The organism is Streptomyces sp. NPDC097107 (assembly GCF_044762405.1).
Taxonomy (GTDB): domain Bacteria; phylum Actinomycetota; class Actinomycetes; order Streptomycetales; family Streptomycetaceae; genus Streptomyces; species Streptomyces thinghirensis.
Genome location: NZ_JBIWEF010000023.1, coordinates 15490 through 40764, shown reverse-complemented (window position 1 = coordinate 40764; position 25275 = coordinate 15490). Strand labels below are relative to the sequence as shown.

The window sequence follows — 25275 nt, the reverse complement described above, 5'->3', positions numbered from 1 at the left end:
ACCTCCGTCGACCTCCTCAACATCGCCGGAAAACTCGAAACCGCACTGAACACCGAGCTCTACCCCACCCTCCTCTTCGAACACCCCACCATCGGCCAACTCGTCACCCACCTCACCGACGAAGGCATCCAAGCCCCCACCGGCACCACCCCGCCGGCCGCTCCCGCCACCGGCGGCGACCTGACCGCCCTCGTGACTTCTCTGGTCGCGGCACAGACCGGCAAACCCGCCACCGGCATCAGTCCGGACCAGGGCTTCTACGACGAACTCGGCCTCACCTCCGTCGACCTCCTCAACATCGCCGGAAAACTCGAAACCGCACTGAACACCGAGCTCTACCCCACCCTCCTCTTCGAACACCCCACCATCGGCCGACTCGTCACCCACCTCACCGACGAAGGCATCCAAGCCCCCATCGACACCACCCCGCCGGCCGACACAGCCGCGCCCGCACCGGCCGCGCCGCCGTCCGCCGACGCCCCGATGGCCATCGTGGGCGTGGCCGGCCGCTACCCCGGTGCCCGTAATCTCGACGAGTTCTGGGAGGTGCTGCGCACCGGACGCGACTGCCTGGACGACGTGCCCGCCGAACGATGGGACGCGGACGCCTGGTTCGCGCCCGAGCCGGGCACGCCGGGCCGCTCGTACCTCAAGCGGGGCGGCTTCATCGAGGACGTCGACCGGTTCGACTCGCTGTTCTTCAACATCCCGCCGCAGCAGGCAAAGCTGATGGACCCGCACGAGCGGCAGTTCATGGAAGTCGCCTGGTCGGCTCTGGAGGACGCCGGATACACCCCGGAATCACTGTCGGCGGCGGCCGGCGGCCCCGTGGGTGTGTTCGCGGGTTCGATGTGGGCGGACTACCACCTGCACGGTCTGGAGAGCGTGCGGGACGGCGGCACGGACGTCGCGCTCAGCTGGCTCGGCGGCATCCCGAACCGGGTCAGCCACGCCTTCGACTTCCGCGGTCCCAGCGTCCTGGTGGACACCGCCTGCTCGTCCTCGCTGACAGCACTGCACCAGGCCTGTGAGGCGATACGCCGAGGAGAGTGCCGCACGGCCCTGGTCGGAGGGGTGAGTCTGTCCCTGCACCCGTACAAGTACGTCCGCTCGGCGGCCAACGGACTGCTGGCGAAGGACGGTACGAGCCGCCCCTTCGGCGCGGACGCGTCCGGGTACGTCCCGGCGGACGGCGTGGGTGCGCTGATCATGCGCCCGCTGGCGGACGCCGAGGCGGACGGCGACCGCATCCTGGCCGTCGTACGCGGATCGGCCGTGAACCACACCGGCCGCACCCCCGGTTACACGATCACGAGCCCGGAGGCGCAGGGCCGGGTGGTCGAGGAAGCCCTGGCGCGAGCCGGCCTCCCGGCGTCGGCCGTGACGCTGCTCGAGGCGCACGGAGCGGCGACCACGCTCGGTGACCAGCTCGAAGTGGACGCCCTGACCAGGACGTTCCGTAAGGAGACCGACGCGGTCGGTTTCTGCGCGATCGGCTCGGTGAAGGCGAACATCGGCCACACCGAGGCCGCCGCCGGCCTCGCTTCGCTCACCAAGATCCTGCTGTGCCTGCGGCACCGCACCCTGGCACCGACACCGCACGCGGAACGCCCGAACCCCGCCATCGACTTCGCCGCGTCACCGTTCCGCCTGCCGGCCGCCGAGGAGCCCTGGACGCCGGTGACCGACCCGGCCACCGGGTGTCCCGCGCCACTGCGCGCGGCGGTCAGCGCGTTCGGCTTCGGCGGGGCCAACGCCCATGTCGTCCTGGAGGAATACGTGCCACCCGAGTCCCCGGCCGCCGGCACGCAGGCGGCGTCGGCCCGGCAGTTCATCGCGCTGTCGGCCCGCACCGGCGAGCAGCTGACCCGGCGGGCGGCCGACCTCGCGGACGCCCTGCGCACGCGCCCCGAGACGCGGCTCGCCGACGTCGCGCACACGCTCGCCGTCGGGCGACGCCACCTGGGCGAGCGGCTCGCGCTCGTCGTCGCCTCCACCGCGGAACTGGCGGACGCGCTCGACACGTTCGCGACGGGCCGTACACCCGCGGTGCCCCACACCCGTGCCACGGCCCGGCGGACCGCGACCGGAGCCGTGAGGCCCGCGCAGGCGCCGGCAGTTCCCGAGAAGCTCGCCGAGTCCTGGGCGAACGGCACGGTCGACACTCTTGCCCCGGTGCCTGACGGACGGCGGATCGCGCTGCCCTCCTATCCGTTCGCTGGGGAACGCCACTGGATCACCCCCGCCGACGAGCCGAGGAGCGTCCGACCGAAGCGCGCGCCGGAGCCGCGGACCGCGGTCCCCGGCACCGGCACCGGCACCGGCACCGGCACCGGCAGCGGCAGCGGCAGCGGCAGCGGCAGCGGCAGCGGCAGCGGCAGCGGCAGCGGCAGCGTCCCACTGGACGACCTGCGCCAGGTGATGCTGTACGAGCCTGCCTGGGCGCCCCGTCCGGCCCCGCCTGTCACCGTCCCGCTCGACGGCGAGACGGTGCTGGTGCTGGACACGTCCGACGCGCGCTGCGCGACCCTGCGTTCCCGCGTCCGCCCGGTGCTCGTCACCCCGGGCAGCGCGTTCGCCCGGCTGTCCGCCGACCACTTCACCGTCTCGCCCGACTCCCCCGAGGACCACGGGCAGCTGCGCAAGGCGCTCGAGCAGGAGGGCCGTGTGCCCGCCGCGATCCTGCACCTGTGGCACCTCGACGGCTCCGCCCCCGACGGACCGCCGGAGCGGCCGACCGGACTGCTGTCGGTGTACGCGCTGTGCCAGGCATGGGCGGTGGGCCGCCGCGTGGCCCTACCGGTCGTGCACGCCTACCACTCCCCCACGGAGTGCCCACCGGACGCCTCTGTGGGCGGCCTGGCTCGCGGACTGCGCCTGGAGCAGCCCAAGCTGCCGCTGAGTACGGTCCGGTTCGCCGCGCCCCCGGACGACGCGGCACGGACGACCGATGTGCTGCTCGCGGAGGCGTCGGCGCCCGCAGACCTGGAGGTCCGGCGCACCGCGGCCGGTGTCCGCGAGGTGCGCGGCTTCGCGCCGACCCGTCCGCTGCCCGCCGGCACCCCGCTGGCCCGGCCGGGCGGCACCTGCCTGATCAGCGGCGGCACGGGCGGTATCGCCCGGCACGTGGCACGGCGCATGGCCCGCACGGCCCAGCCTGACATCGTGCTGTTCGGCCGCTCCCCGGAGGGCGCCACGCAGCGTGAGTTCCTGGCCGAGCTGGCCGGGCTCGGCTCGCGCGCCGCGTACGTCCAGGCCGACGTCACGCGGCTGGAGGACGTACGGCGGCTGGTGGCGACCGCGGAGGAGCGGTTCGGCACGGTCACCGGGGTGATGCACACCGCGGGCGTGGTGGAGGACGGCCTGCTGATCACCAAGACGGGGGACTCCGTCCGGCGGGTGCTGGGGCCGAAGTTCGACGGCGCCCGCAACCTGGACCTGGCCACCGCCGACCGGCCGCTGGACTACCTGGTGCTGTTCTCCTCCACCTCTGCCGTGCTCGGATCCATCGGCACCACCGACTACACCGCCGCCAACGCCTACATGGACTCCTTCGCCGCCTGGCGGGACGGGCTCGTGCGGCGGGGCGAGCGCCGGGGCCGCAGCGTGGCCGTGAACTGGCCGCTGTGGGACGACGGCGGCATGCGGATCAACCCGGCCGTGGAGGCCCAGGTGCTGGAGAGCACCGGGCTGGTGCCGCTGAAGACGGCGCACGGCCTGGCCGCGCTGGAGGCCGGTCTGGCCCACGACGGGCCGCAGCTCGCGGTCTTCGAGGGCGACCGAGCCAAGGTCGAGCGCCTGCTCGCGGTCATCTGGCCGGAACGCGTCCGGACGGCTGCCCCGGACGGCGGGGCCGCCCCCGGCGATGGGGCTGCCCCGGACGGCGGGATCGAACCCGTCGACGGGGCGGCCGGCCCGGCGGACGCGGAGCTCGCGGCCGACCTGGAGGCCATGATCGCCGAGACGGTGACGGGGGTCCTGCCGCAGGCCGCGACCCTGTCCGCCGAGCTGACGGCTTGGACCTTCATGGAACTGGGGCTGACCTCGGTGGACGTGGTGACGCTGGGTGCCCGGCTGGGGCATCAGCTGGGCGTCGAGATCGCGCCCACGGTGTTCTTCCGTCGCACACGTGTCCCCGAGCTGGCGGCTCACCTCGCCGAGGAGCACGGCGAGGCGGTGCGCGCCTGGTACGGCTCGTTCAAGGGGACGGCGGTCGGACCGGGTACACCGGCCCCCCGGGACGGCGCCACCGTCGTGCCCGCCCCGAAAGCCCGCGTCTCCGTCGTGGAACCACCCGCCCCCGCCTCCGAGACGACGGACCGCGACATCGCCGTGATCGGCCTCGCCGGCCGCTTCCCCGGCGCCTCGAACGTCCACGAGCTGTGGGACGCCCTGCTCGCCGGGCGGGACCTGGTCGGCGACGTGCCGGCGGACCGCTGGGACCACGGCCGGTACCTCGACGCCGACGGTGCGGCGGGGACGACCGAGTGCCCGGCCGGGGGCTTCCTCGACGAGGTGAGCCGCTTCGACGCCATGTTCTTCGGCATCCCCCGGGCCGAGGCCGAGGCGATGGACCCGCAGCTGCGCCTGCTGCTGGAGGTGCTGTACGAGACGGCCGAGGACGCGGCCGTCCTGCCCCGGCTGCGCGGCAGCGACACCGGCGTCTTCGTCGGCGAGTGCTTCCGCGACTACGAGGGCGAGATGATCGCCCGCGGCCGCTGGCCGGGGCCGTACGACGCCACGGGCACCGCCACCACGATGGCCGCGAACCGGCCCTCGCACCACTTCGACCTGTCGGGGCCGAGCCTGACCGTCGACACGGCCTGCTCCTCGTCGCTGCACGCGCTGCAGCTGGCGGTGGAGTCGCTGCGCCGCGGCGAGTGCTCCATGGCTTTCGCGGCGGGCGCCAACCTGCTGCTGACGCCACGCCACTACCTGTCGCTGTCGGGGACAGGAGCCCTGTCGCCGAGCGGCCGCTGTCACGCCTTCGACGAGCGTGCCGACGGCTACGTGCCGGCGGAGGCGGTCGCCGCGGTCCTGCTGAAGCCGCTGCGCGCAGCGCTCGCCGACGGGGATCCGGTCCGGGCCGTCATCAAGGGGGTCGCCGTCGGTCACGGTGGCCACACGGGCACGGTCACCGCGCCCAGTCCGCAGCGGCAGAGCGAACTCATCGAACGGGCATGGCGTGACGCCGGTCTGCCGGCGCACACGATGGGTCTGCTGGAAGCGCACGGAACCGGAACGAAGCTCGGCGACCCGATCGAGATCGAAGGGCTGCGCGGCGCGCTGACCGGACGCCCGGGCGACGCCCCGCCGGTCGTCGTCGGCACGGCGAAGGCCCACCTGGGGCACGCCGAGGGCGCCGCGGGCGTCGTGGGAGTCGTCAAGGCGGTGCTGTCCCTGGAGCACGGCCGGATCCCGGCGATGCCGGACTTCCGGCAGGCCAACCCGTATCTCGCCCTGAACGGCGCGGAGTTGGCCATCGCCGCGGAAACCTGCGACTGGCCCGCGCGGCCGGGTGTGCCGCGCCGGGCCGGGGTGAGTTCCTTCGGCTTCGGCGGCGCCAACGCCCACGTCGTCCTGGAGGAGGCGCCGCACCGCGCCCGTACGGCGTGGGCGGGGGACCGCAGCCTGGTCGTGCCGTTCTCCGCCTCGTCCGCGCAGGCGCTGCCCGAGGTGCTGCGCCGGCACCGTACCGCCCTCGACGGGCGGCCCGGCCTGGTGGCGGTGGCCGCCACCCTGCAGCAGGGCCGTGATCCGCTGCCCGCCCGGATCGCCGTGGTCGCCGCCACCGACGGTGAACTGCGCGCGGAACTGGACGCGTTGCTCGCGGGGCCGGTCGACGCGGGAACGGTCGGTGCGGCGCCCGGATCGGACGCGTCGGCCGTCGCGGCCGCGCGACGCTGGGCCGGCGGGGAGACGGTGGCGTGGACACCGGTCTCAGGCGGCTCCGACGCGCCACGCCTGAATCTGCCCGGCCGGCCCTTCCGGGGCGAGCGCTTCTGGTTGCGCGAGACCGAGCAGCACACCGCACCCGCGCCGGCGGCCCCGCCCGTCCCGGCCCCGCCCGTCCCGGTCGCGCCGGCCACCGCGGCGGATCCGTCCCCTTCGGCCGTTCCCACCGCCACGGCTCCGGCCCCGGACACCCCGACCACTGCCGCCACCGCGGCTCGGCACGCCGCGCGGGACGCCGAGGGGCCTGACGCCCAGGCTCTCGCCACCGCCAGGTCCTTCATGTACGGGTCCGGGTACGACGCCATCGGCGTTCGGCGCGGCCTGGACCGGCTGGGTGCCGTCGGCTCCCGGCTCGCCGCCCTGTCGGTTCGCGAGCACCTGGGTGCCACCGGTGAGCTGTCCGGCGCCGATGTCCTCGCCGGCCTGCCGCCCGTCGAACCGTACGAGCGCTATGTCGCGCGACTCGCCGACGTGGTGACCGCCGCTCCGCGTCCGCTGCCCGACCCGGCGGCCGAACACAACCTGATCGACAGGGAGTTCGACGACCTGACGATCGACCACCCCGAGGTCGGCGACCTGGCCGCGCTGGCCCGGGCCGTGATCCCGCACATCCCGCGCGTCGTGACGGGCGGCACCTCGGCAATCGAACTGTACTTCGGCGGGGAGGTCGCGGACCTGCTGAGCAGCGTCTACCACGGCAACGCCATCGCCGACCACTACAACGCCGTGGTGGCCCACTTCGCCGACGGCTACGTCCGCGAGCGCCTGGCGCGGGACCCCGGCCGCCCGGTGCGGATCCTGGAGGTCGGCGCCGGCACCGGCGGCACCACCGGGCCGGTCGTGGAACGCCTGGCCGGCTACGGGGCCCGCGTCGAGTACACCTTCACCGACATCTCCGCCTCGTACTTCCGCCAGGCGCGCAGCAAGTTCGCCACCGCGGGCCTGCCGATGGTGTTCTCCACGTTCAACCTGGAGCACGACCCGGCCGCCCAGGGCGTCGAGGAGGGTGCGTACGACCTGCTGATCGCGTCCAACGTGGTGCACGCGACGGAGGACATCACCAAGTCGGCGGCCCATTTGCGCCGGTTGCTGACCGACGGCGGCCTGCTGCTGCTGAACGAGATCACTTCCAACATCGACTACCAGTTCCTGCTGTTCGGAATGATCCCCAGCTGGTGGACCTGCCGGGACACCGAGCGGATGCCGGGCGCCCCGTTGCTGGCGCAGGACCGCTGGCAGGACAGCCTGCGGCGGGCCGGCTTCGCGCAGAGCTGGGTGCAGACGCACGACAACGGCGTGCCGGACGAGGACGACCAGTGCGTGATCGTGGCGCGCGCCGAGGGCGGTCCGCCGTCCGCCACCACGCGGGACGAAACCCGAAGGACGGGGCCCGCCGCCGCGCCCGCCGCGTCCGGGCCGGCCGACCCCGAGGAAGGTGTGCGGGCCCATCTGCGGGAGGTCGTCGCCTCCTTCCTGTCCGTCTCGGCGGACAGCGTGGACGAGCAGACCTCCTTCACCGAGCTCGGTGTCGACTCGCTCGGCACCATCCAGCTCGTGCGGGAGCTGGAGGAGGACTTCGGCAAGCTGCCGAAGGTCCTGCTCTACGAGGCTGGAACGGTCGCCGCGCTCGCCCGGGAGCTACTGGCCCGCGCACCGGAGATCTGCGCCCGCTTCGCCCGCGAGCCCGGCACCGCTGTGACCACCGGGACATCCGTGGCGCCCGCTGTGGCGGCGGGGCCAAAGGACGAGACCGAGACCGAGACCGATGGCGCTGTGCGACGGGACCCCGTCGCCATCGTCGGCATGGCCGTCCGTATGCCCGGCGCACGGACCGCACGGGCCCTGTGGCGCGATCTGCTGGCGGGCACCGATCACATGACCGAGATCCCCGCGGAACGCTGGGACTGGCGACCGCTGTTCGGCGACCCGCACCGCGAGCCGGGCACGACCAACAGCAAGTGGGGCGCCTTCGTCGACGGGGTCACCGAGTTCGACGCCGAGTTCTTCGGGATATCCGGGCGTGAGGCCGAGGTGATGGACCCGCAGCAGCGGCTGATGCTGCAGACGGCCTGGCACGCGGTGGAGGACGCCGGACACGCGCCGTCGTCGCTGCGCGGCAGCGACACCGGTGTGTTCGTCGGCGCCACCTCCCACGACTACACGGCGCACCTCGCCCGCGTGGGCCGGTACCGGGAGCCGTACGCCGTCAACGGCAACGCCAAGACGGTGCTGGCGAACCGCATCTCCTTCGAGCTCGGGGTGCACGGGCCGAGCGAGGCCGTGGACACCGCCTGCTCCAGCTCGCTGACCGCACTGCACCGCGCGGCGCGCGCCATCGAGAGCGGCGAGTGCTCCAACGCCCTGGTCGGCGGGGTGCACCTGCTGCTGGCTCCCGACATGTACGTCGCGCTGGGCCAGATGGGCGCGCTGTCCCCGGACGGCAGGTGCCATGCCTTCGACCGGTCCGCGAACGGCTTCAGCCGGGGTGAGGGCGTCATCGCGCTGTACCTCAAGCCGCTCTCCCGTGCGCTGGCCGACGGCGACACCGTGTACACGCTGGTGCGCGGCAGCGGGGTCAACCACGGCGGCCGCGCCCAGTCACTGCCGGTGCCCAACCCGGCCGCCCAGGCGGCACTGATCTCACGGGTGCTCCGCGACTCGGACACCGACCCCCGCACCATCGGCTACGTCGAGGCGCACGGCACCGGCACGGAGGTCGGCGACCCGATCGAACTGCGAGGCCTGCGCCGGGCCTTCGCGGAGCGTGCGGGCCTCGGGGAGGACGAGCGCGTGGACCCCTGGTGCGCGGTGGGGTCCATCAAGTCCAACATGGGACACCTGGAAGCCGCGGCCGGTCTCGCCGGCGTGGTGAAAGCCGCCCTCGCCCTGCGGTACGGCGAGATCCCGCCGAGCATCCACTTCCACGAGACCAACCCGCTCCTCGACCTGGACGGCAGCCCGTTCCGTATCGCGGACCGCCGTGAGCACTGGCCGGCGCCCACCGACAACCGGGACGGGACGCTGCCCCGCAGGGCGGCCGTGAGCTCGATGGGTTTCGGCGGCTCCAACGCCCACGTGATCCTGGAGGAGTACCCGGACCACGCTCCGGGCGCCGCCGCCGTAGAGGCGGGCCGGGTCGAACTGTTCGTGCTGTCGGGCCGCGACGAGGGTCGGCTGAGGGACGCGGCCCGTGCGCTGGCGGATCACCTCGACGGCGACCGTACGGTCTCCGCCGCCGAGGTGGCACACACGCTGCGCACCGGCCGGAGTGCGATGGAGCACCGCCTGGCCGTGGTCGCCGGCACGCTCCCGGAGCTGGTCACGGCGCTGCGCGCGTACGCCACGGGCCGCAGCGACGACCGCCTGTTCACCGGCCGGGCCGGCAGCGCCGGGCCGGCCGCCGTGCCCAAGGACGATCCGCGGGCGCTGGGCCGCCAGTGGGTCGAGGGGAAAGCCGGCGCGGGAACTCTCGCCGCCCTCTCCCCGGCCGGTGTCCGCCGGGTGAGCCTTCCCGGCTACCCCTTCGCGCCCACCACGTTCTGGGCGACGGCCGAGGCCGACACACACCCCAACACCGCCGATGCGGACCACCGCGGGAACCGGACCTCCGCGACCGCCGAGGACGACGCCCCCGAGGAACTGGTCGCCATGCTCGACGCCCTGAGCCGGGGCGAACTGACCGTTGACGACGTGGACCTGAGCCTGGTCCGGAACGACGGGATGGAACGATGACACCGAACACCGAAACCGTCCGCCGCCTGGTACTCGAGCGAGTCCGCGGCGGGCAGCTCGACCCGGCGGTGGCCGCCCGGCTGCTCGCCCGCGCGGGCGGCGGCGCCGACCCGGCCGGCGGCATGGAACTCGTCGGGTACACCCCCGTCTGGGAGCCGGCGGCCCCGCGTCCGGCCGCGTACCCCGCTGTCACGGCCGGTGACGTCCTGCTCGTGGTGGACGGCGCCGACACACACCTGCCGGCCGGTGTCCGAGCCGTCCGGCTCGGCATCGACCTCGACGGGGACACGGCGTCGTGGACGGCGTACTTGCGCAAGGAGACCGCACGGGGCAGGCGGCCGCGCGGGCTGGTCTTCGACCTGCCGGCCGGCACCACTCGGTGCGGGCGTGCGGTCGAGCTGGTGCTTCCCGCGCTGCGCGCCCTGATCTCCGACCGGGCGGAAGGCCCGGTGCCCGTCGTGTTCCTCACCGGCCGGTCCCGCCCGGAGGCGGGCGCCGCCCTGGGCGCGCTGGCGCAGGTGGCGAACGCCGAGGACCGCGGACTGCGGGCGGTCTGCGTCCAGGTCGACGACGTGCCGGCGTGGGCGGAGGACGCCTTCCAGGTGGCTCTCGGTGAACTGTCCGCGGCCCGGCCGGGCCTGGCCCAGGTGCGGTACGGCGCGGACGGCCGGGAGATCCGGGTGCTCCGCCCCTCCCCGGCCCGTCCCGACCGGCCGTCCGCGTTCCGCGACGGCGGCCGGTACCTGATCACCGGCGGTGCCAGGGGCATCGGGCTGCGTCTGGCTGCGCTGCTCGCCCGGGAGCATCACGCCCGGCTGGTCCTCACCGGCCGCTCCGAACCCGACGCGGACCAACTGGCCGAGTTCCGCCGTCTGGAGGCGGCGGGTGCCCAGGTCGTCCACGTCCGCGGGGACGTCACCCGCCACCGGGACGCGCAGGCGGCCGTCGACGCCGCCCAGCGGGAGTACGGCGGTCTGGACGGTGTGCTGCACTCCGCAGGGCTGAACGAGGACTCCTACCTGGTCAACAAGGACACCGCGTCGGCGCACCGGGTGCTGTCCGTGAAGCTGGACGGCGCGGACCACCTGGACCGGCTGACGTCCGATCTGCCGCTCGACTTCTTCGTCCTGTTCTCGTCGACGTCGGCCTACTTCGGCGCCCCGGGGCAAGCCGACTACGCCGCCGCCAACCGGGCGCTGGGCGAGCTGGCCGCCGCCCGGGCCCGGCGGGTCGCCGCGGGCTCGCGCCACGGCGCGTCGGTGGCGGTCGCCTGGCCGTTGTGGGCCGAGGGCGGCATGGCGATCTCGGCGGACAACCGGCGGGTGCTGGAGGAGATGCAGGGCATGCTTCCCATGCCCACCGAGGTGGGGCTGCGTGCCCTGTCCGACGCCGTCGTCGGCGGGGAACCCGAGACGCTGGTGGTTTACGGACGGGCCGAGCGCATCGGCGCCTGGGTGGCGAAGGTGTCCGCGGAGGAGGCCACCGGCGACGCGGGGCTCGAGGCCGCGACCGCCGTGAGCGGCGAGGACCTGGTCACCGCCGCGGAAGCGTACCTGCTGGACCTCGTCACCGAGACGGCGAGACTGCCCTCGGGACGGCTCCGCGCCGACCAGGAGTTCTCCACCTTCGGTGTCGACTCGATCCTCATCAAGAAGCTCACCGCCACCCTGGAGGACCGCTTCGGCGACCTTCCGGTCACTCTGCTGTTCGAGTACCGGACCGTTGCCGAGCTGGCGCGCTTCCTCGCCGACCGGCGACCGGACACCCTCCGCTCGGTCCTGGGTCCGGACACCCCGCGGGCCGCCGAGTCGGCCGGGCCGCCGCCCGTCACAGGATCGGTCCCCGTGGACCGGGAACGGTCAGCGCCGGCAGCGCCGGGCGAGCTCGGCGGCGGTCTGCCCTACGACCAGGCGGTCGCGATCGTGGGCGTCGGCGGGCGGTATCCGGGCGGTGCCGACCTGACGCAATTCTGGCAGTCGCTGGCCGCCGGCACCGATCTGATCCGTGAGGTCCCGCGGGACCGCTGGGACAACGACCGGCACCTCGCCGCCCGGCGGGGCACGACCGGCGCGATCACCGGCAAGTGGGGCGGCTTCCTCGACGACGTGGCCCGCTTCGATCCGCTCTTCTTCGCCATCTCGCCCGGCGAGGCCGCCAAGCTCGACCCGAACGAGCGGATCTTCCTGGAGGTCGCCTGGGCCGGGCTGGAGCACGCCGGATACTCGCGGCGCAGGCTGCACGAGGCCACCCGCGTCGGCGACACGCACTCCGTGGGCGTCTTCGTCGGTGTGACGGGCTCTCAGTACGGCCTCGTCGGCGCCGAGCAGTGGGGCCGCGGCAACAAGGTGTTCGCGCACTCCATGGACTACTCGATCGCCAACCGGCTCAGCTACGTCCTGGACGTGCACGGCCCCAGCATGGTCCTCGACACCGCCTGCTCGGGCTCGCTGACCGCGCTGCACCTGGCCTGCCGCAGTCTGCTGTCGGGCGAGACGAGAATGGCGATCGCCGGCGGGGTCAACGTCAACATCCACCCGATCAAGTACGCGACGTTGACCGACATGCGGCTGCTGGCATCCGACGGCCGCTGCCGGGCGTTCGGCGAGGGCGGTGACGGTTTCGTGCCGGGCGAGGGCGCCGGGGCGCTCATTCTCAAGCGGCTGTCCGACGCCCTCGCCGACGGCGACCGCGTCCACGCCGTGGTGCGCGGAACCGCCGTGAACCACGGGGGCCGCAGCAACGGCTACACCGTGCCGACCCCGCGCGCCCAGGGTGCGGTCGTCGCGGACACCCTGCGGGCCGCCCGCGTCGACGCACGCACCATCGGGTACGTCGAGGCGCACGGCACGGGGACGGCCCTGGGCGACCCGGTCGAGGTCGAGGGACTGAAGCGGGCGTTCGCCGAGTACACCGATGACACCGGCTTCTGCGCGATCGGCTCCGTGAAGTCCAACATCGGCCATCTTGAGGCGGCGGCCGGGGTGTGCGGCATCACCAAGGTCGTGCTGCAGTTCGCGCACCGCACCCTGGTCCCGACACTGCACAGCGAGCCGGTCAACCCCGGGCTCAACCTGGAGACCACCCCGTTCCGACCGCAGCGGACCACCGCTCCCTGGCCCGCGCCGGAAGGCGCACCCCGCCGCGCCGCGGTGAGCTCCTTCGGCGCGGGCGGCGCCAACGGCCATGTGGTCCTGGAGGAATGGCCCGCTCCGCAGGGCTCCGGGGACGACGGCCGCCCGTACGCCGTGGGCCTTTCGGCGCGGACTCCCGAGCAGCTGCGGCAGCGGGTCGAGCACCTCGTCGACGACCTTGCCCGTGACCCGGACCGCGCACTGCGCGACATCGCCTTCACCCTGCTGACCGGCCGGGAGGAGTGGGACCACCGGCTGGCGGTCGTCGCCTCGTCGGTCGGCGAACTGCTCGCCCGCCTGCGTGGCCACCTGGACGGCGAGGTGTCGCCGGCCGTGCGCACCGGTCGCGCCGACGGTGGCGAAGCACCCGCGGACGTACGACCCTCGACGACGGAAGGGCGTTGGGACGAGCTCGCCGACGCCTGGGTGGCCGGAGCCCTCGTCGACTGGCGGGCGGCGTTCGCGGACGGTCCTCGTCCGACACCTGTGCCACTGCCGTCGTATCCGTTCGGCGGCAAGCGGTACTGGGTGGACCTGGTCGAGGAAGCGGCCGGCGCCCCGGACACCGGCCTCGCGGTGATCCGCCGCACCGACGCGGTCATCGCCGATCACACGGTGCTGGGCCGGCCCGTGGTCGCCGGGGTCGTCCAGCTGGGGCTGGCACGGCAGGCGGCCGGACTCACCGACGGCGCCGTGGTGTTCCAGGACGTCCGCTGGCGGGTGCCGCTGGAGGTCGAGGACGACACGCTGGACGTGGCCGTCCGCTTCACCGGCGACGGCACGTCCTTCGAGATGTGCGGCACCGCGACCCGCACGGTGCACTCCAGCGGCCGGCTCACCGCGGGCGACGGAGCGGACCTCGGCCGGCTCGACGTGGCCGCGGTCCGCGCCCGGTGCACCCGGCGCGTCGATGCCACCGAGGTGTACGGCAGGGCGGAGGCCGCGGGACTGCGGTACGGACCGCTGTTCCGGGGACTGGTCGCACTGCACCGAGGAGACGGCGAGGCCCTGGCGGAGCTGTCCCGGCCCATGTCGGACGTCCCGGAGTGGGCGACCGAGGCCGCCATGACGGACAGCGCTCTGCACGCCGTACAAGGGGTGTTGCCCGAGGACGACGGCCGCGCCGCGCTGCCCGCCTCGGCGTCCCGGATCACCTTCGGCGCATCGCCTCTTCAGGCGCGCTACGCCCACGTCACGCTGGTGGCCCAGGACGCCGAGCGCGGCACCGCGCGGGCGGACATCGCCCTGGCCACCGCCGACGGCACCGTGCTGGCCCGGTTCGAGGGGCTGCGCATCGCCCGCCCCGCCGCCCGGTCCGCGTCGCCCGCGCGGGAGGGGACCACTGCGGAGGACGGCGTCCCTCTCTACCGCCCGGTGTGGCGCCCGTCGGTGGCAGGCCGGCCGGCACCGGCCGGCGGCAGCGGTCCGGTCCTCGTCCTGGGCACCGCCCGCGATCACGGTCTGGGCAGCGCGTTGACCGCTCACCACCGGGCGGCCGGGCACCCGGTCCGGCACGTGCTGCTGGAAGACGTCGCCCTCTCGGCGGAGTCCTTCGGCCGGGTGCTGGACGAGGCCGGTGACCCGGGGACCATCTGGTTCCTGGGCGGCGTCGAGGAACGGCTGTACTCGGCCGACGACCTGGGTCAGCTGACGGAGGCGCTGGACCGCGGCCCGGTGTCCCTGTTCCATCTGCTCAAGGCCCTGGACGCGCAGCGCGCGCGGACCGGCGTACGCGTGCACGTGGTGACGTCCGGTGTGCAGGCGACCGACGAGGCCCTGCCGGCCCGCAACCCGTTCTCCGGAGGGCTGCCCGGACTCGTCGCCGCGGCGTCGCGCGAGCTCGGCTTCCTCTCCCTCAGTTGTGTCGACGTCGCTCGCGAGGACCTGCTGCGATGCGCCTGGCTGGACGACTGGGCCGCGCTGACCGGGCAGTTGACCGCCGAGCCCGCCGCCCGTCCGGCCCACCCGGTCGCCCTGTGCGGCGGGGTGCGGTACACCCAGGAGCTGGAGCGCGTCGACGTGTCCGGCGGCGAGGACGTACTTCCCCTGCGGGAAGGCGGCCGCTATCTGGTGACCGGCGGCGCCGGCGGTCTGGGCACGGTCGTCGCCGAGCACCTTTCCGCGGCGTACGGCGCCCGGGTCCTGCTCACGGGCCGCAGGCCGCAGGAGGAGCTGCCCGAGCGTGCCCGGGCTCTGCTGACCGCCGTGCCGGACCAGGTGGCGTACGCGGCCGCGGACGTCACGGACGAGGCCGCACTGCGACGGGCGGTGACGTGGATGCGCGAGACGTGGGGCGGCGTGGACGGCGTCGTGCACTCGGCGTTCGTACTGAACGACCGCACGCTCTCGCGGATGGACGAGGAGACGCTGCGCTCGTCGTTCGGTCCGAAGGCGTACGGCACGGTCGTGCTCCAGCGGGTACTGGCCGGCGAACCGCTCGACTTCTTCGCCGTGTTCTCGTCCGCCATCTCGCACAACGGCAATGCGGGACAGGCCAATTACGCGGCGGCGTCCACGCTCCAGGACGCGTACGGCCGTTTCCTGGCCGCCCGGCTGCACCGGCCGGTGCGCATCCTCAACTGGGGGCTGTGGGGCGAGAGCGGTTCGGTCGCCACCGACGACTACCGGGCCCGGGTGACCGCCCGGCTCGGTGTCGAGCCCATCAGCGACTCGGCCGGTCTCGACGCCTTCCGGCGAGTGCTCGCCGGTCCCGCCGTGCAGGTGGCACCGGTGCGGCTCGCCGGGTCCGGGGACGAGCCGGCCGGACGTCCACCAGCCGTCTCGTCCGCCTCGTCCGCCTCGTCCGCCTCGTCCGAAGCCGTGCGCGTGGCCGAGACCGCGGCACGCAGGCGGACCGCCGACGACGCACGACTGACCGGGACGGACTTCTTCGCATCCCTCGAGCCGTACGCGCGAGTGCTCTTGCGCGACGCTTTCCTCGGCCACGGCGCGTGGCCCGAGCCCGGCACGACCGTGGCCCGCGACGAGCTCGTCCGCCTTCTCGCCGTCGTGCCCGCCCAGGAGCGGCTGCTGGACGCCGCCCTGTACGCGCTGACCCGGGGCGGACACCTCACAGCCAACCCGGACGGCACGCTCACCGTTGCGGCCACCGAGCCGGAGGTTCCGGACCCGGCGGCCGCCGCGGCCCTGCGTGACCGTCTGGTATCCGCCTATCCGCACGCCACCGCGCTGGCCGACCTGCTGCGCGAGTGCACAGAGGTGCTGCCGGAGGTGCTGTGCGGCCGGCGCAGCGGACTGTCGGTGCTCTTCCCCGGCGGCAGCGACCACAAGCTGGCGCCTCTCTACCACGACGACCCGCGCTCGGAGCATTTCAACGCGGTGTGCGCGGCTGCCGTCGCCGGCTATGCGGAGCACCGGTTCGGCGAGGGTGACGTACGGCTGCGGCTGCTGGAGATCGGCGCGGGCACCGGCGGCACCAGCCGTCCCGTCCTCGACGCGCTCCAGCCCTTCGGTGACCGCTTCGACTACGCGTTCACCGACCTGTCCCCCGGCCTGGTCCGCAAGGCGCGCGAACGGTTGTCCGAGCCGTACCCGCAGGCCCGGTTCTCGGTCCTCGACATCGCCCGGCACCCGGCGTCCCAGGGCTTCGAGGAGGGCGCGTACGACGTCGTCCTGGCGGCGAACGTGCTGCACGCCACCCCCGACGTACGGCACAACGTGCGTGCCGCGGCCCGGCTGCTACGGCCGGGAGGGCTGCTGGTGGTCAACGAGGGCACGCGGGTACTGGACGCCGTGACCATGATCTTCGGCCTGACCGAGGGCTGGTGGGCGTACGACGACGGAGAGCTGCGGCAGCCCCACTCGCCGCTGCTCACGCCGGGCGCCTGGCGGTCGGTGCTGCTGGACTCCGGGCTGCGCGGGGTGCGGACCGTGGGCGCGGCCGGGCCGGACGACACAGCGGCGGGCCAGCACGTGCTGCTGGCCGAGCGCGACGCCTGGCCGGTGCCCGAGCCGCGGGCCCCGGAACCGGCCGGTACGGCGACCGATGAGCCGGCGCCTTCGCAGCGGGTGGCCGCACCTCCGGTTCCCGAGACGCCGGTGCCCGGCCTGGCCCAGGCCGCCACGGCCTATCTCCGGCGGGTCTTCGCCGACGTACTGAAGGTGGACGAGGCGGAGCTGGACCCCGCGGCGCCCCTGTCCTCGTACGGCACCGACTCCCTCGTCAGCATGGAGGTCGCCGACCGGATCGAGGCCGATCTGGGGACCGCGCCGCGGCACGTGCCCTTCGAGTCGACGTCCCTCGGCGGGGTCGCGGCGGCACTGCTGGAGGCTGCCGCGGAGCCGTTCGCCCGGTTCACCGGGGCGGGGGCGACGGAGCCCGCCGCCGGGCCGCCGGCGTCCGGCGCCGGACTGGCCGAGGTGGCCACGGCCTATCTGCGGCGGATCTTCGCCGATGTGCTGGGGCTCGACGAGGCGGAGCTGGACGCGGCCGCGCCGCTGTCCTTCTACGGCACCGACTCCCTCGTCAGCATGGAGGTCGTCGACCGGATCGAGGCCGACCTCGGCCCCGTCCCGCGCACGATTCCCTATGAGTCGACCTCCCTGAGCGGTGTGGTCGAGGCGTTGCTGGACGATCCGGCGCAGCCGCTGGTCCGCCTGGTCGACACCAGCACGCCGACGGTTCCCACCCGGCGCCGCAGGCGGCCCGCGCCGGCCGAAGCACGGCCAGCGCCGGCCGGGAGCGGCGCATCGGCGGAAGCTGCCGCGGCCGCCCCGGCACCGGGCACGGTGGCCGCTCCGGTCGCCACGCGAGCACCCGCTGCGACGGCCGCTCCGGTCACCACGCGGGCACCGGCCGCCACCCATGCGCCTCGCACCGTGACCTCTTCGGCCACCGCGCACGCTCCCGTCGCCGACCTGGCAGAGGCCCGGGCCACGCCACCGTCGGCCGTGGAGGACCCCCTCGCGATCGTCGGAGTCTCCGGCCGCTTCCCCGGCGGCGACACGCTCGACGGCCTCTGGGATCACCTGCGCGCGGGCCGCCGGGCCGTCACGGAGGTGCCCGGCGACCGCTGGGACCCGGCGGGCGCGGGCGGCGCCGGCCGCTGGGGCGCGTTCCTCGACGACGTGGAGGCCTTCGACCCGCTGGTGTTCCGGATGTCGCCGCGGGACGCGGAGCGCAGCGACCCGCAGGAGCGGCTGTTCCTGGAGGCGGTGTGGACGGCGCTGGAGGACGCGGGGACGACGCGCGCGGGGCTGGAGCGCTCGGCGCGGGCCACGGCCGGCACCGGTGTCGGCGTGTTCGCCGGCCTGATGCACAGTCCCTATCAGGTGCTGGCCGCCGAGTTGCGCGGCGCGGGGTCCGACGCGCACGCCCATTCGGCGCACTGGTCCGTGGCCAACCGCACCTCGCACGTCTTCGGCTTCACCGGGCCGAGCCTCGCCGTGGACACGGCGTGCTCGTCCGCGCTGACGGCACTCCACCTGGCGGGCGAGGCCGTGCGGCGCGGCGACTGCGGCGCGGCCGTCGTGGGCGGGGTCAATCTGATCCTGGACCCGTCCCACCACACCGCGCTGGCCGGTATGAAGATGCTCTCGCCGGACGGCCGCAGCCGCTCCTTCGACCAGGACGCCGACGGCATGGTGCCCGGAGAAGGCGTCGGCGCCGTCGTCATCAAGCCGCTGTCGGCGGCGCTGCGCGACGGCGACCGCGTCCACGGGCTGGTGCTCGGCACCGCCGTCAACGCGAACGGGGCGGCCGACAGCATGGTCACCCCGAGCGCCGACGCCCAGGAGGAACTGCTCCGCCGGGCCCTCGCCCGCGCCGGCGTGCGCCCTGACGGGGTGCAGTACATCGAGGCCCAGGCGACGGGCTCCCCGCTGGCCGACCCGGTGGAGGCCGCGGCGCTGGCCCGGGTGTTCGGCGGGCGCGGCACGGCCGTCGGCTCCGTCAAGCCGTCGCTGGGACACCTGGAAGCGGCCTCCGGCATGGCCCAGTTGGCCAAAGTGCTGCTGCAGATGCGGCACGGCGAGCTGGCCGCCACGTTGGACTGCCCGCAGCCGGTCGAGGAGTTCGACGGCCGCACACTGCGCCTGGTGCGCGAGCGGGAGCCATGGCCGGGCCGCGTGCCCCCGGCCGAGCGCGTGGCCGCGATCAGTTCCTTCGGCGCGGGCGGTGCCAACGCCCATGCGGTGGTGGCCGGACCGCCCACCCCGGCACGGACACCGGCTCCGCAGGACGGGCCGCGACTGGTGCTGCTCTCGGCGCGCCGGGAGGAGCAACTGCGCACTCACGCCGAGCGGTTGCGTGATCATCTGGCGGCGCTCGGCACCGCTGCGCCCGCGCTCGCGGACATCGCGCGGACGCTCGCCGCGGGCCGTGAACCCCTCGGCCGGCGGCTGGCCGTCGTCGCGCGTGACGTGCCTGAGCTGCTGACCCTGCTGGGCGGCCACCTCGCGGGCGAGCGGCCGGAGCGGGTCAGCACCGGTCATGCCCCCGCCGACGCGGACACCGAGTATGCCGTCCCCGCCGGCGCCGGCACCACGGCGCTCGTCGCGGCGGGCGCGGCCTGGGCCACGGGCGCCCGGCTGACCGGCGCGGACGGGGCGCTCGGCCACCCCGACGGACGGATCGTGTCGCTGCCGGGCTACCCGTTCGCGCGGACGGTGCACCGCCTGCCCGCCGAGCCGGTTCCCGCCACGGCCGCCCGGACGCCCGACGCGGACCGCGCGCAAACGCCTCACCGCACCCCGGCGCCCGCCGCTCTCACATCCCGGGCACCACAGTCCCGGCAGCCCTCGGACCTGGAGGAGAACGACGTGTCAGACACCAACGGCCACCTTGCGTCGGAGGCCGTCGAGCGCATACGTACAACCGTGGTGGACTCGGTGGCGGCGGTGCTGGGGGTACGGCCGGAGGACATCGGCCTGGACGAGCACCTCAGCGACTTCGGCTTCGACTCGGTCACGGTCATCGACCTGGCCGACCGGGTCAACGCCGAGCTGGGCACCGCCCTGAACCCGGCCGACCTGTACGGGTTCCGCAACGTCGGGGCGCTGGTCCAGGCGCTGGCCCGGCAGACCGCCGGAGCGGCGGCACCGGCCCCCGCACGGGACGAACCCGCTGCCACACGGCAGGAGCCCGTGCCCCCGACGGCCGTACGGGAGGAGGTCCCGGGCGGACACGCGGACGAGCCCGTCGCCGTCGTCGGCATGGCCGGGTCCTTCCCCGGCTCCCCCGACCTCCCGGCGTACTGGTCCCATCTGCTGGCCGGACGGGACCTCGTCGGGGAGATCCCCGCCGAGCGCTTCGACTGGCACGACATCTACGGCGACCCGAGCACCGACCCGGAGAAGGTGCCCTCCCGCTGGGGCGGCTTCCTCGCCGACGCCGACCTGTTCGACCCCGGCTTCTTCCGCATCTCGCCGCGCGAGGCCAAGCTGATGGACCCGCAGCACCGGCTCTTCCTGGAGACGGTGTGGCGGACCGTCGAGGACGCCGGGCACGACCCCGCGTCCCTGGCCGGCACCGATACGGGCGTCTTCGTCGGTTGCGGCTCCACCGAGTACGCGACGCTGCTGCTCCAGTCCGGCGTCGAGATCGACGGCCAGCTGGCCACCGGTAACGCGCACAGCGTCCTGGCCAACCGGGCGTCCTTCCTGCTGGACCTGCGCGGTCCGAGCGAGCCGGTGGACACGGCCTGCTCCTCCAGTCTGGTCGCAGTGCACCGCGCGGTGCGGGCCATCCAGGACGGCGAGTGCTCGGCGGCGATCGCCGGCGGCGTCAATCTCACCCTGACCCCCACGGGTTACCTGGCGTTCGGCAAGTCCGGGATGCTCGCCGCGGACGGCCGCTGCAAGACGTTCGACCACCGCGCCGACGGCTATGTGCGTGGTGAGGGGGTAGGCACGGTCCTGCTGAAGCCCCTGTCGGCGGCCCTGCGTGACGGCGACACGGTGTACGCGCTCGTGCGCGGTACGGCGGTGAACCACGGCGGCCGGGCCGCCTCGCTGACCGCGCCGAACTCCGGATCGCAGGCGGCCGTGATCACGGCGGCCCACCGGCGCGGCGGCACCGATGCCTCCCTCGTCGGCTACGTCGAGGCGCACGGCACCGGGACCGCCCTGGGCGACCCGGTCGAACTGAACGGCCTGACCCAGGCGTTCCGCGAGTTGGGAGTGGGCGCCGATCGGGGCCAGTTCATCGGGCTCGGCAGCGTCAAGACCAACGTCGGCCACCTGGAGACCGCGGCGGGGATCGCCGGTCTGATCAAGATCGTGCTGGCGATGCGCCATCGCATACTCCCGCCGACCCTGCATGTCGAGCGGCCCAATCCGTTGCTGGACCTGGCGGGCAGCCCGTTCCACCTGGTCGATTCGGCCCGTCCCTGGGACCGGCCGCGCACCGCCTCGGGGGCCGAGGCGCCGCGGCTCGCCGGGGTCAGCTCCTTCGGCTTCGGCGGGGTCAACGCCCATGTGGTCGTCGAGGAGTTCGTCGACCCGCGTCCGGCCGAGGTCCACGACGGCACCCCCGAACTGTTCGTCCTCAGCGCCCGCACCGACGACCGGCTCAAGGAGTACGCGGCGCTGCTCGCCGACCACGTGGCACGGGCGGCGGCCCGTGGCGGCGACGCCGTCGACCTGCGGGCACTGGCCCGAACGCTCCAGCTCGGGCGGCCCGCGCTGGAGCGCCGTCTGGCCGTGGTCACCGACTCGGCCGCCCGGCTGGCGGACGCGCTGCGGGCGTTCGCCACCGGGGAGAAGAACGACCTCGCCGTCGAGACCACCCCGGCCGCCCCCGACCGGACCGCCGCCGGCCTGCTCGACGACGACGACCGGGCACGTGTGCTGGAGCTGGCCCGGTCCGGTGACCTCGGCAAGGCGGCAGCGCTGTGGGTGCGCGGCACGGACATCGACTGGTCGGCGCTGCACGCCGGTGCCCCGTGGCGCCGGGTGGCCGGACTGCCCACGTATCCGTTCGCCCGCGAGCGCCACTGGCTGCCTTCGGTTCCGACCCTCGCGCCGGCCGCTCCTGCCCCGGCCGCAGCGCCGGCGAACGCCGCTCCCCGTCCCACGGCGCCGCCCGCCCCGCTTCCGGCGGTGGTTCCGGCGGCCCCGGCCGCGGCAGGCCCGGTCTCCCCCACCGCCCCACCGCTCCTGGTGGCTTCCCCCGTCAACGGTGCCGCTCCTTCGGCGAACGCCACCGCCCCGACGAGTGCCGTCACCGACCCTGGGCCCAAAGCCCCGTCCGTCCCGGCCCAGCCCACCGCCGCGACCGCGGCCGACTCGGCCGGCACCTCCGCGGCGGGCCCGGCCTCCGGTTCCGCCAAGGAACTGGCCGCACAGGTTCGGGTCCTCCTGGCCGAGGGCATCGGGCTGCCGCCCGAGTCCGTGGACGCCGGCCGGGACCTGGCGGCGTACGGCGTCGACTCGATCTCCGCCCTGCGGATCATGCAGCGCATCCAGGCGGCGTTCGGCGACCACATCCCGATGGCAGCGATCTTCGAGTGCACGACCCTGAACAGCCTGGTCCAGCACCTGATCGACGAGTACGGCGTCTCCCCGCACGGCCCGGCGGCCGGTGACACCGAAGCAGCCGCCCGGCACACGTCGGAGGCGCCCGCCGAGCCGGTCGCCGCCGCCCCGGAGGCAGCCGTCGTCCCTTTCGGCGATGACGGCCCCGGCACACCGCTGTACGGCCTGCCCGGAGCCACCGGCGAACTGACCTGGCTGCTGCACCTGCGCGCCTGGCTCGGCGCCGAAGGAGCGGTCCGGGGCGTGGAGTTCACCTCCCCGGCGCCGCACGGCACGAACAACGGCCACGGTCTGACCGAGCTCGCCGAGACGTGCGCCGGCGCGATCCTGGCCGACCGCCCTGAAGGCCCGTACCGACTGGCCGGGCACTCGGTCGCCGCGCGTCTGGCGGCGGAGACGGCCCGGATTCTGACCGACGCCGGGCACGAGGTCGCGCAGCTGGTCCTCCTGGACGCGCCCGGACCCGACGCTGCGCTCGCGGAGGACGCCGCGGCGGACGTCCGGGCCGTGGCCGAGCAGTTCGCCGCCGTGTGGTCCGGCAGTCCGCTGACGACGACCGGCACCGGTCCGGACCGTGAGTCCGCCCTGCGGTGGGCCGCGGAGTCCCTCTCCCCGCTGCCCGGCATTCCCCTGCGCGGCACGGAACTCGCCGAGCGCCTGGCCTTCGCCGCCGACTGGCGCGGGGTGCTGCGCCGGGCGGCCGGCGACACGGCGGTCCGCCCGCTGGCCCTGGCCGGCCGGACCGCCGTCCTGGCCACGCCCGACGCCAGGTCTTGGGACCGAGCGCTCGTGCCGCCGCCGGCGCTGCTGGAACCGGTGACGGTGCCCGGCGGGGCGGTGTCCCGCGAGGGTGCGGCCCTGCTGGCCGCGCGCACCGCTGAGCCGACGCCCGCGGCGCGGACACCGCTGCGGATCACCGACCGCGAGGTCCGCACCGTGCCCGCGGAGGACCGACACTTCCTGGTACCGATCAACCGCAGCGGCGGCAAGACGCCGTCGTTCTGGGTGCACCACCTGTTCGGGGATGTCAGCTACTGCATCTACCTGTCCCGGTATCTCGGCATGGAGCACCCGCTGTACGGCTTGGAGCAGCTCGACTCCGACCTGCGGTTCACCGAGTTCCCGTCGATCGAGGCGATGGCGGCCCGCTATGTGGCGGAGATCCGCGAGGAGCACCCCGAGGGACCGTATGTGCTCGGCGGCGCCTCTTTCGGCGGCATCCTCGCCTTCGAGATGGCGCGTCAGCTCGTCGAGGCGGGCCAGGAGGTGTCGCGCCTGTACCTGGTGGACGCGCTGCTGCCGGGCACCGGTGCCTGGAACGGCGTCGACAACACGGTGATCACCGAGGAGAACCAGGACGCAGTGACGCTGATGCTGATCGGCAACTCCGCCTCCCAGCTGTGGAAGGCCGATCCGACGCTGACCATCGACGAACTGATCGGCATGTCCAGCGACGAGGCCATCGACCACGTCACCCGACATGTCGTAGAAGGCTCCCCGGCGCAGCTCTCGGCGGACGAGGTGCACCGGCTGGTCCGCACCCGCTTCGCCCTGCTCGACCTCAACGGCAAGCTGCTGCTCGACTACGAGGCCCGGCCGCTCGCCCGCCCGGTGCGCACGACGGTCTTCCACGCCACGAAAGGCTTCTCCGCCGCGGAGAACCCGTACGGCATGCCCGCCATCGGGCGCGACGACTCCGACACCACCAACGGGCTCGGCTCGCTCGCCGGGGACGACGTGAGCGTCCACGACCTGGACGCGGACCACTTCACGATCGTCCTGGAGGACAACCTGCGCACCATCGCCGAGGTCGTGACCCGCACCCTGCCCGCTCTCGCTCCGAACGGACCGCGCACATGACCGACTTCAGCGTCTACTTCTTCTCCTCCAACGACCGCAACGGCTTCGGGGACCGGTACCGGTTCGTCCTCGACGTCGCCCGCGCCATCGACGACAAGGGCTTCAAGGCCATCTGGACCCCGGAGCGCCATTTTCAGGAGTTCGGCGGCAGTTTCCCCAACCCGTCCGTCCTCAGCGCGGCCCTGGCGGCCACGACGAAGAACCTGCACCTGCGGGCCGGCAGCGTCGTGCTGCCGCACCACCACCCGGTGCGGGTCGCCGAGGAGTGGGCCCTGGTCGACCAGCTCTCCGGCGGGCGCGTCGGCATCTGCCTCGCCACGGGCTGGCACAAGGGCGACTTCGTCTTCCACCCCGACCTGTACGACACGCGGCGGGAGTACACCTTCGGGCACATCGAGACGCTGCGCGCCCTGTGGCGCGGGGAGCAGGTGGCGTTCCCGGGTCCGGACGGACAGCCCCTGAACGTGCGCACCTACCCGCGTCCGCACCAGCCGGAGCTGCCTCTGTGGCTGGTGCACACGTCCAACCCGCAGACGTGGCTCCAGGCGGGCCGCGCCGGGCTCAACGTCCTGACGCTGCTGGACAGCTGGGAGCGCCTGGAGGAGAACATCTCCGCCTACCGCAAGGCCCGGGGCGAGGCCGGGCTCGACCCGGCGTCCGGCATCGTCACCGTGGGTCTGCACACGTTCGTCGGCGACGACGAGGCGGAAGTGAAGCGGATCGTGCACGATCCGGTCCGGAACTACCTGTCCTCCTTCGTCGCTCAGAAACGCAACGACGCCGCCGTCGACGGAGCGTCGTCGGCCATGAGCGACGCCGAGCACAAGGCGCTCGTCGACGTCGCGGCGGAGGACTTCTACCAGCGCCGCTCGCTGCTCGGTACGCCCGACAAGTGCGCGAAGGTGGTGCGGCGGCTCAGCGACATCGGCGTCGGCGAGATCGCGTGCCTGGTCGACTTCGGCGTCCCGTTCGAGACGGTCCTGGGCATGCTGCCCAGCCTCGACGAGCTGCGGGCCCGCTTCGCGTCCCCCGCGCCTTCCGCCGCCGCGGCCCCGGACGACGCCCTGTCCTGGTACTACGCCCGGAACTGACACCCCGCAGT

Annotated in this window: 3 protein-coding genes and 1 pseudogene; all 4 read left to right on the top strand. The window is 74.2% G+C overall.

Annotated elements, in window-relative coordinates; genetic code table 11:
• Window positions 1-102 (top strand): annotated as a pseudogene (locus tag ACIQ1J_RS34025) (phosphopantetheine-binding protein); the annotation flags it as partial.
• 90 nt (window positions 103-192) lie between these two features.
• A complete protein-coding gene (locus tag ACIQ1J_RS34020; protein ID WP_403563076.1) occupies window positions 193-9687 on the top strand; it encodes an SDR family NAD(P)-dependent oxidoreductase in 9495 nt (3164 codons plus the stop codon).
• Window positions 9684-24173 (top strand): SDR family NAD(P)-dependent oxidoreductase, encoded by a 14490-nt coding sequence (locus ACIQ1J_RS34015; protein ID WP_403563040.1) that lies wholly within the window; start codon window positions 9684-9686, stop codon window positions 24171-24173. Before ACIQ1J_RS34020 ends, ACIQ1J_RS34015 begins: the two co-directional genes overlap by 4 nt.
• Window positions 24170-25264 carry a MupA/Atu3671 family FMN-dependent luciferase-like monooxygenase gene (locus ACIQ1J_RS34010; protein WP_403563038.1) on the top strand — a complete coding sequence of 365 codons (1095 nt, stop codon included), beginning with the start codon at window positions 24170-24172 and terminating at the stop codon, window positions 25262-25264. The genes ACIQ1J_RS34015 and ACIQ1J_RS34010 overlap by 4 nt, the downstream gene beginning before the upstream one ends.
• Window positions 25265-25275 lie beyond the last annotated feature (11 nt).

Coding starts and splice junctions, on each gene's coding strand:
- ACIQ1J_RS34015 (WP_403563040.1), top strand. CDS start 9,684: ATGACACCGAACACCGAAACCGTCCGCCGCCTGGTACTCGAGCGAGTC.
- ACIQ1J_RS34010 (WP_403563038.1), top strand. CDS start 24,170: ATGACCGACTTCAGCGTCTACTTCTTCTCCTCCAACGACCGCAACGGC.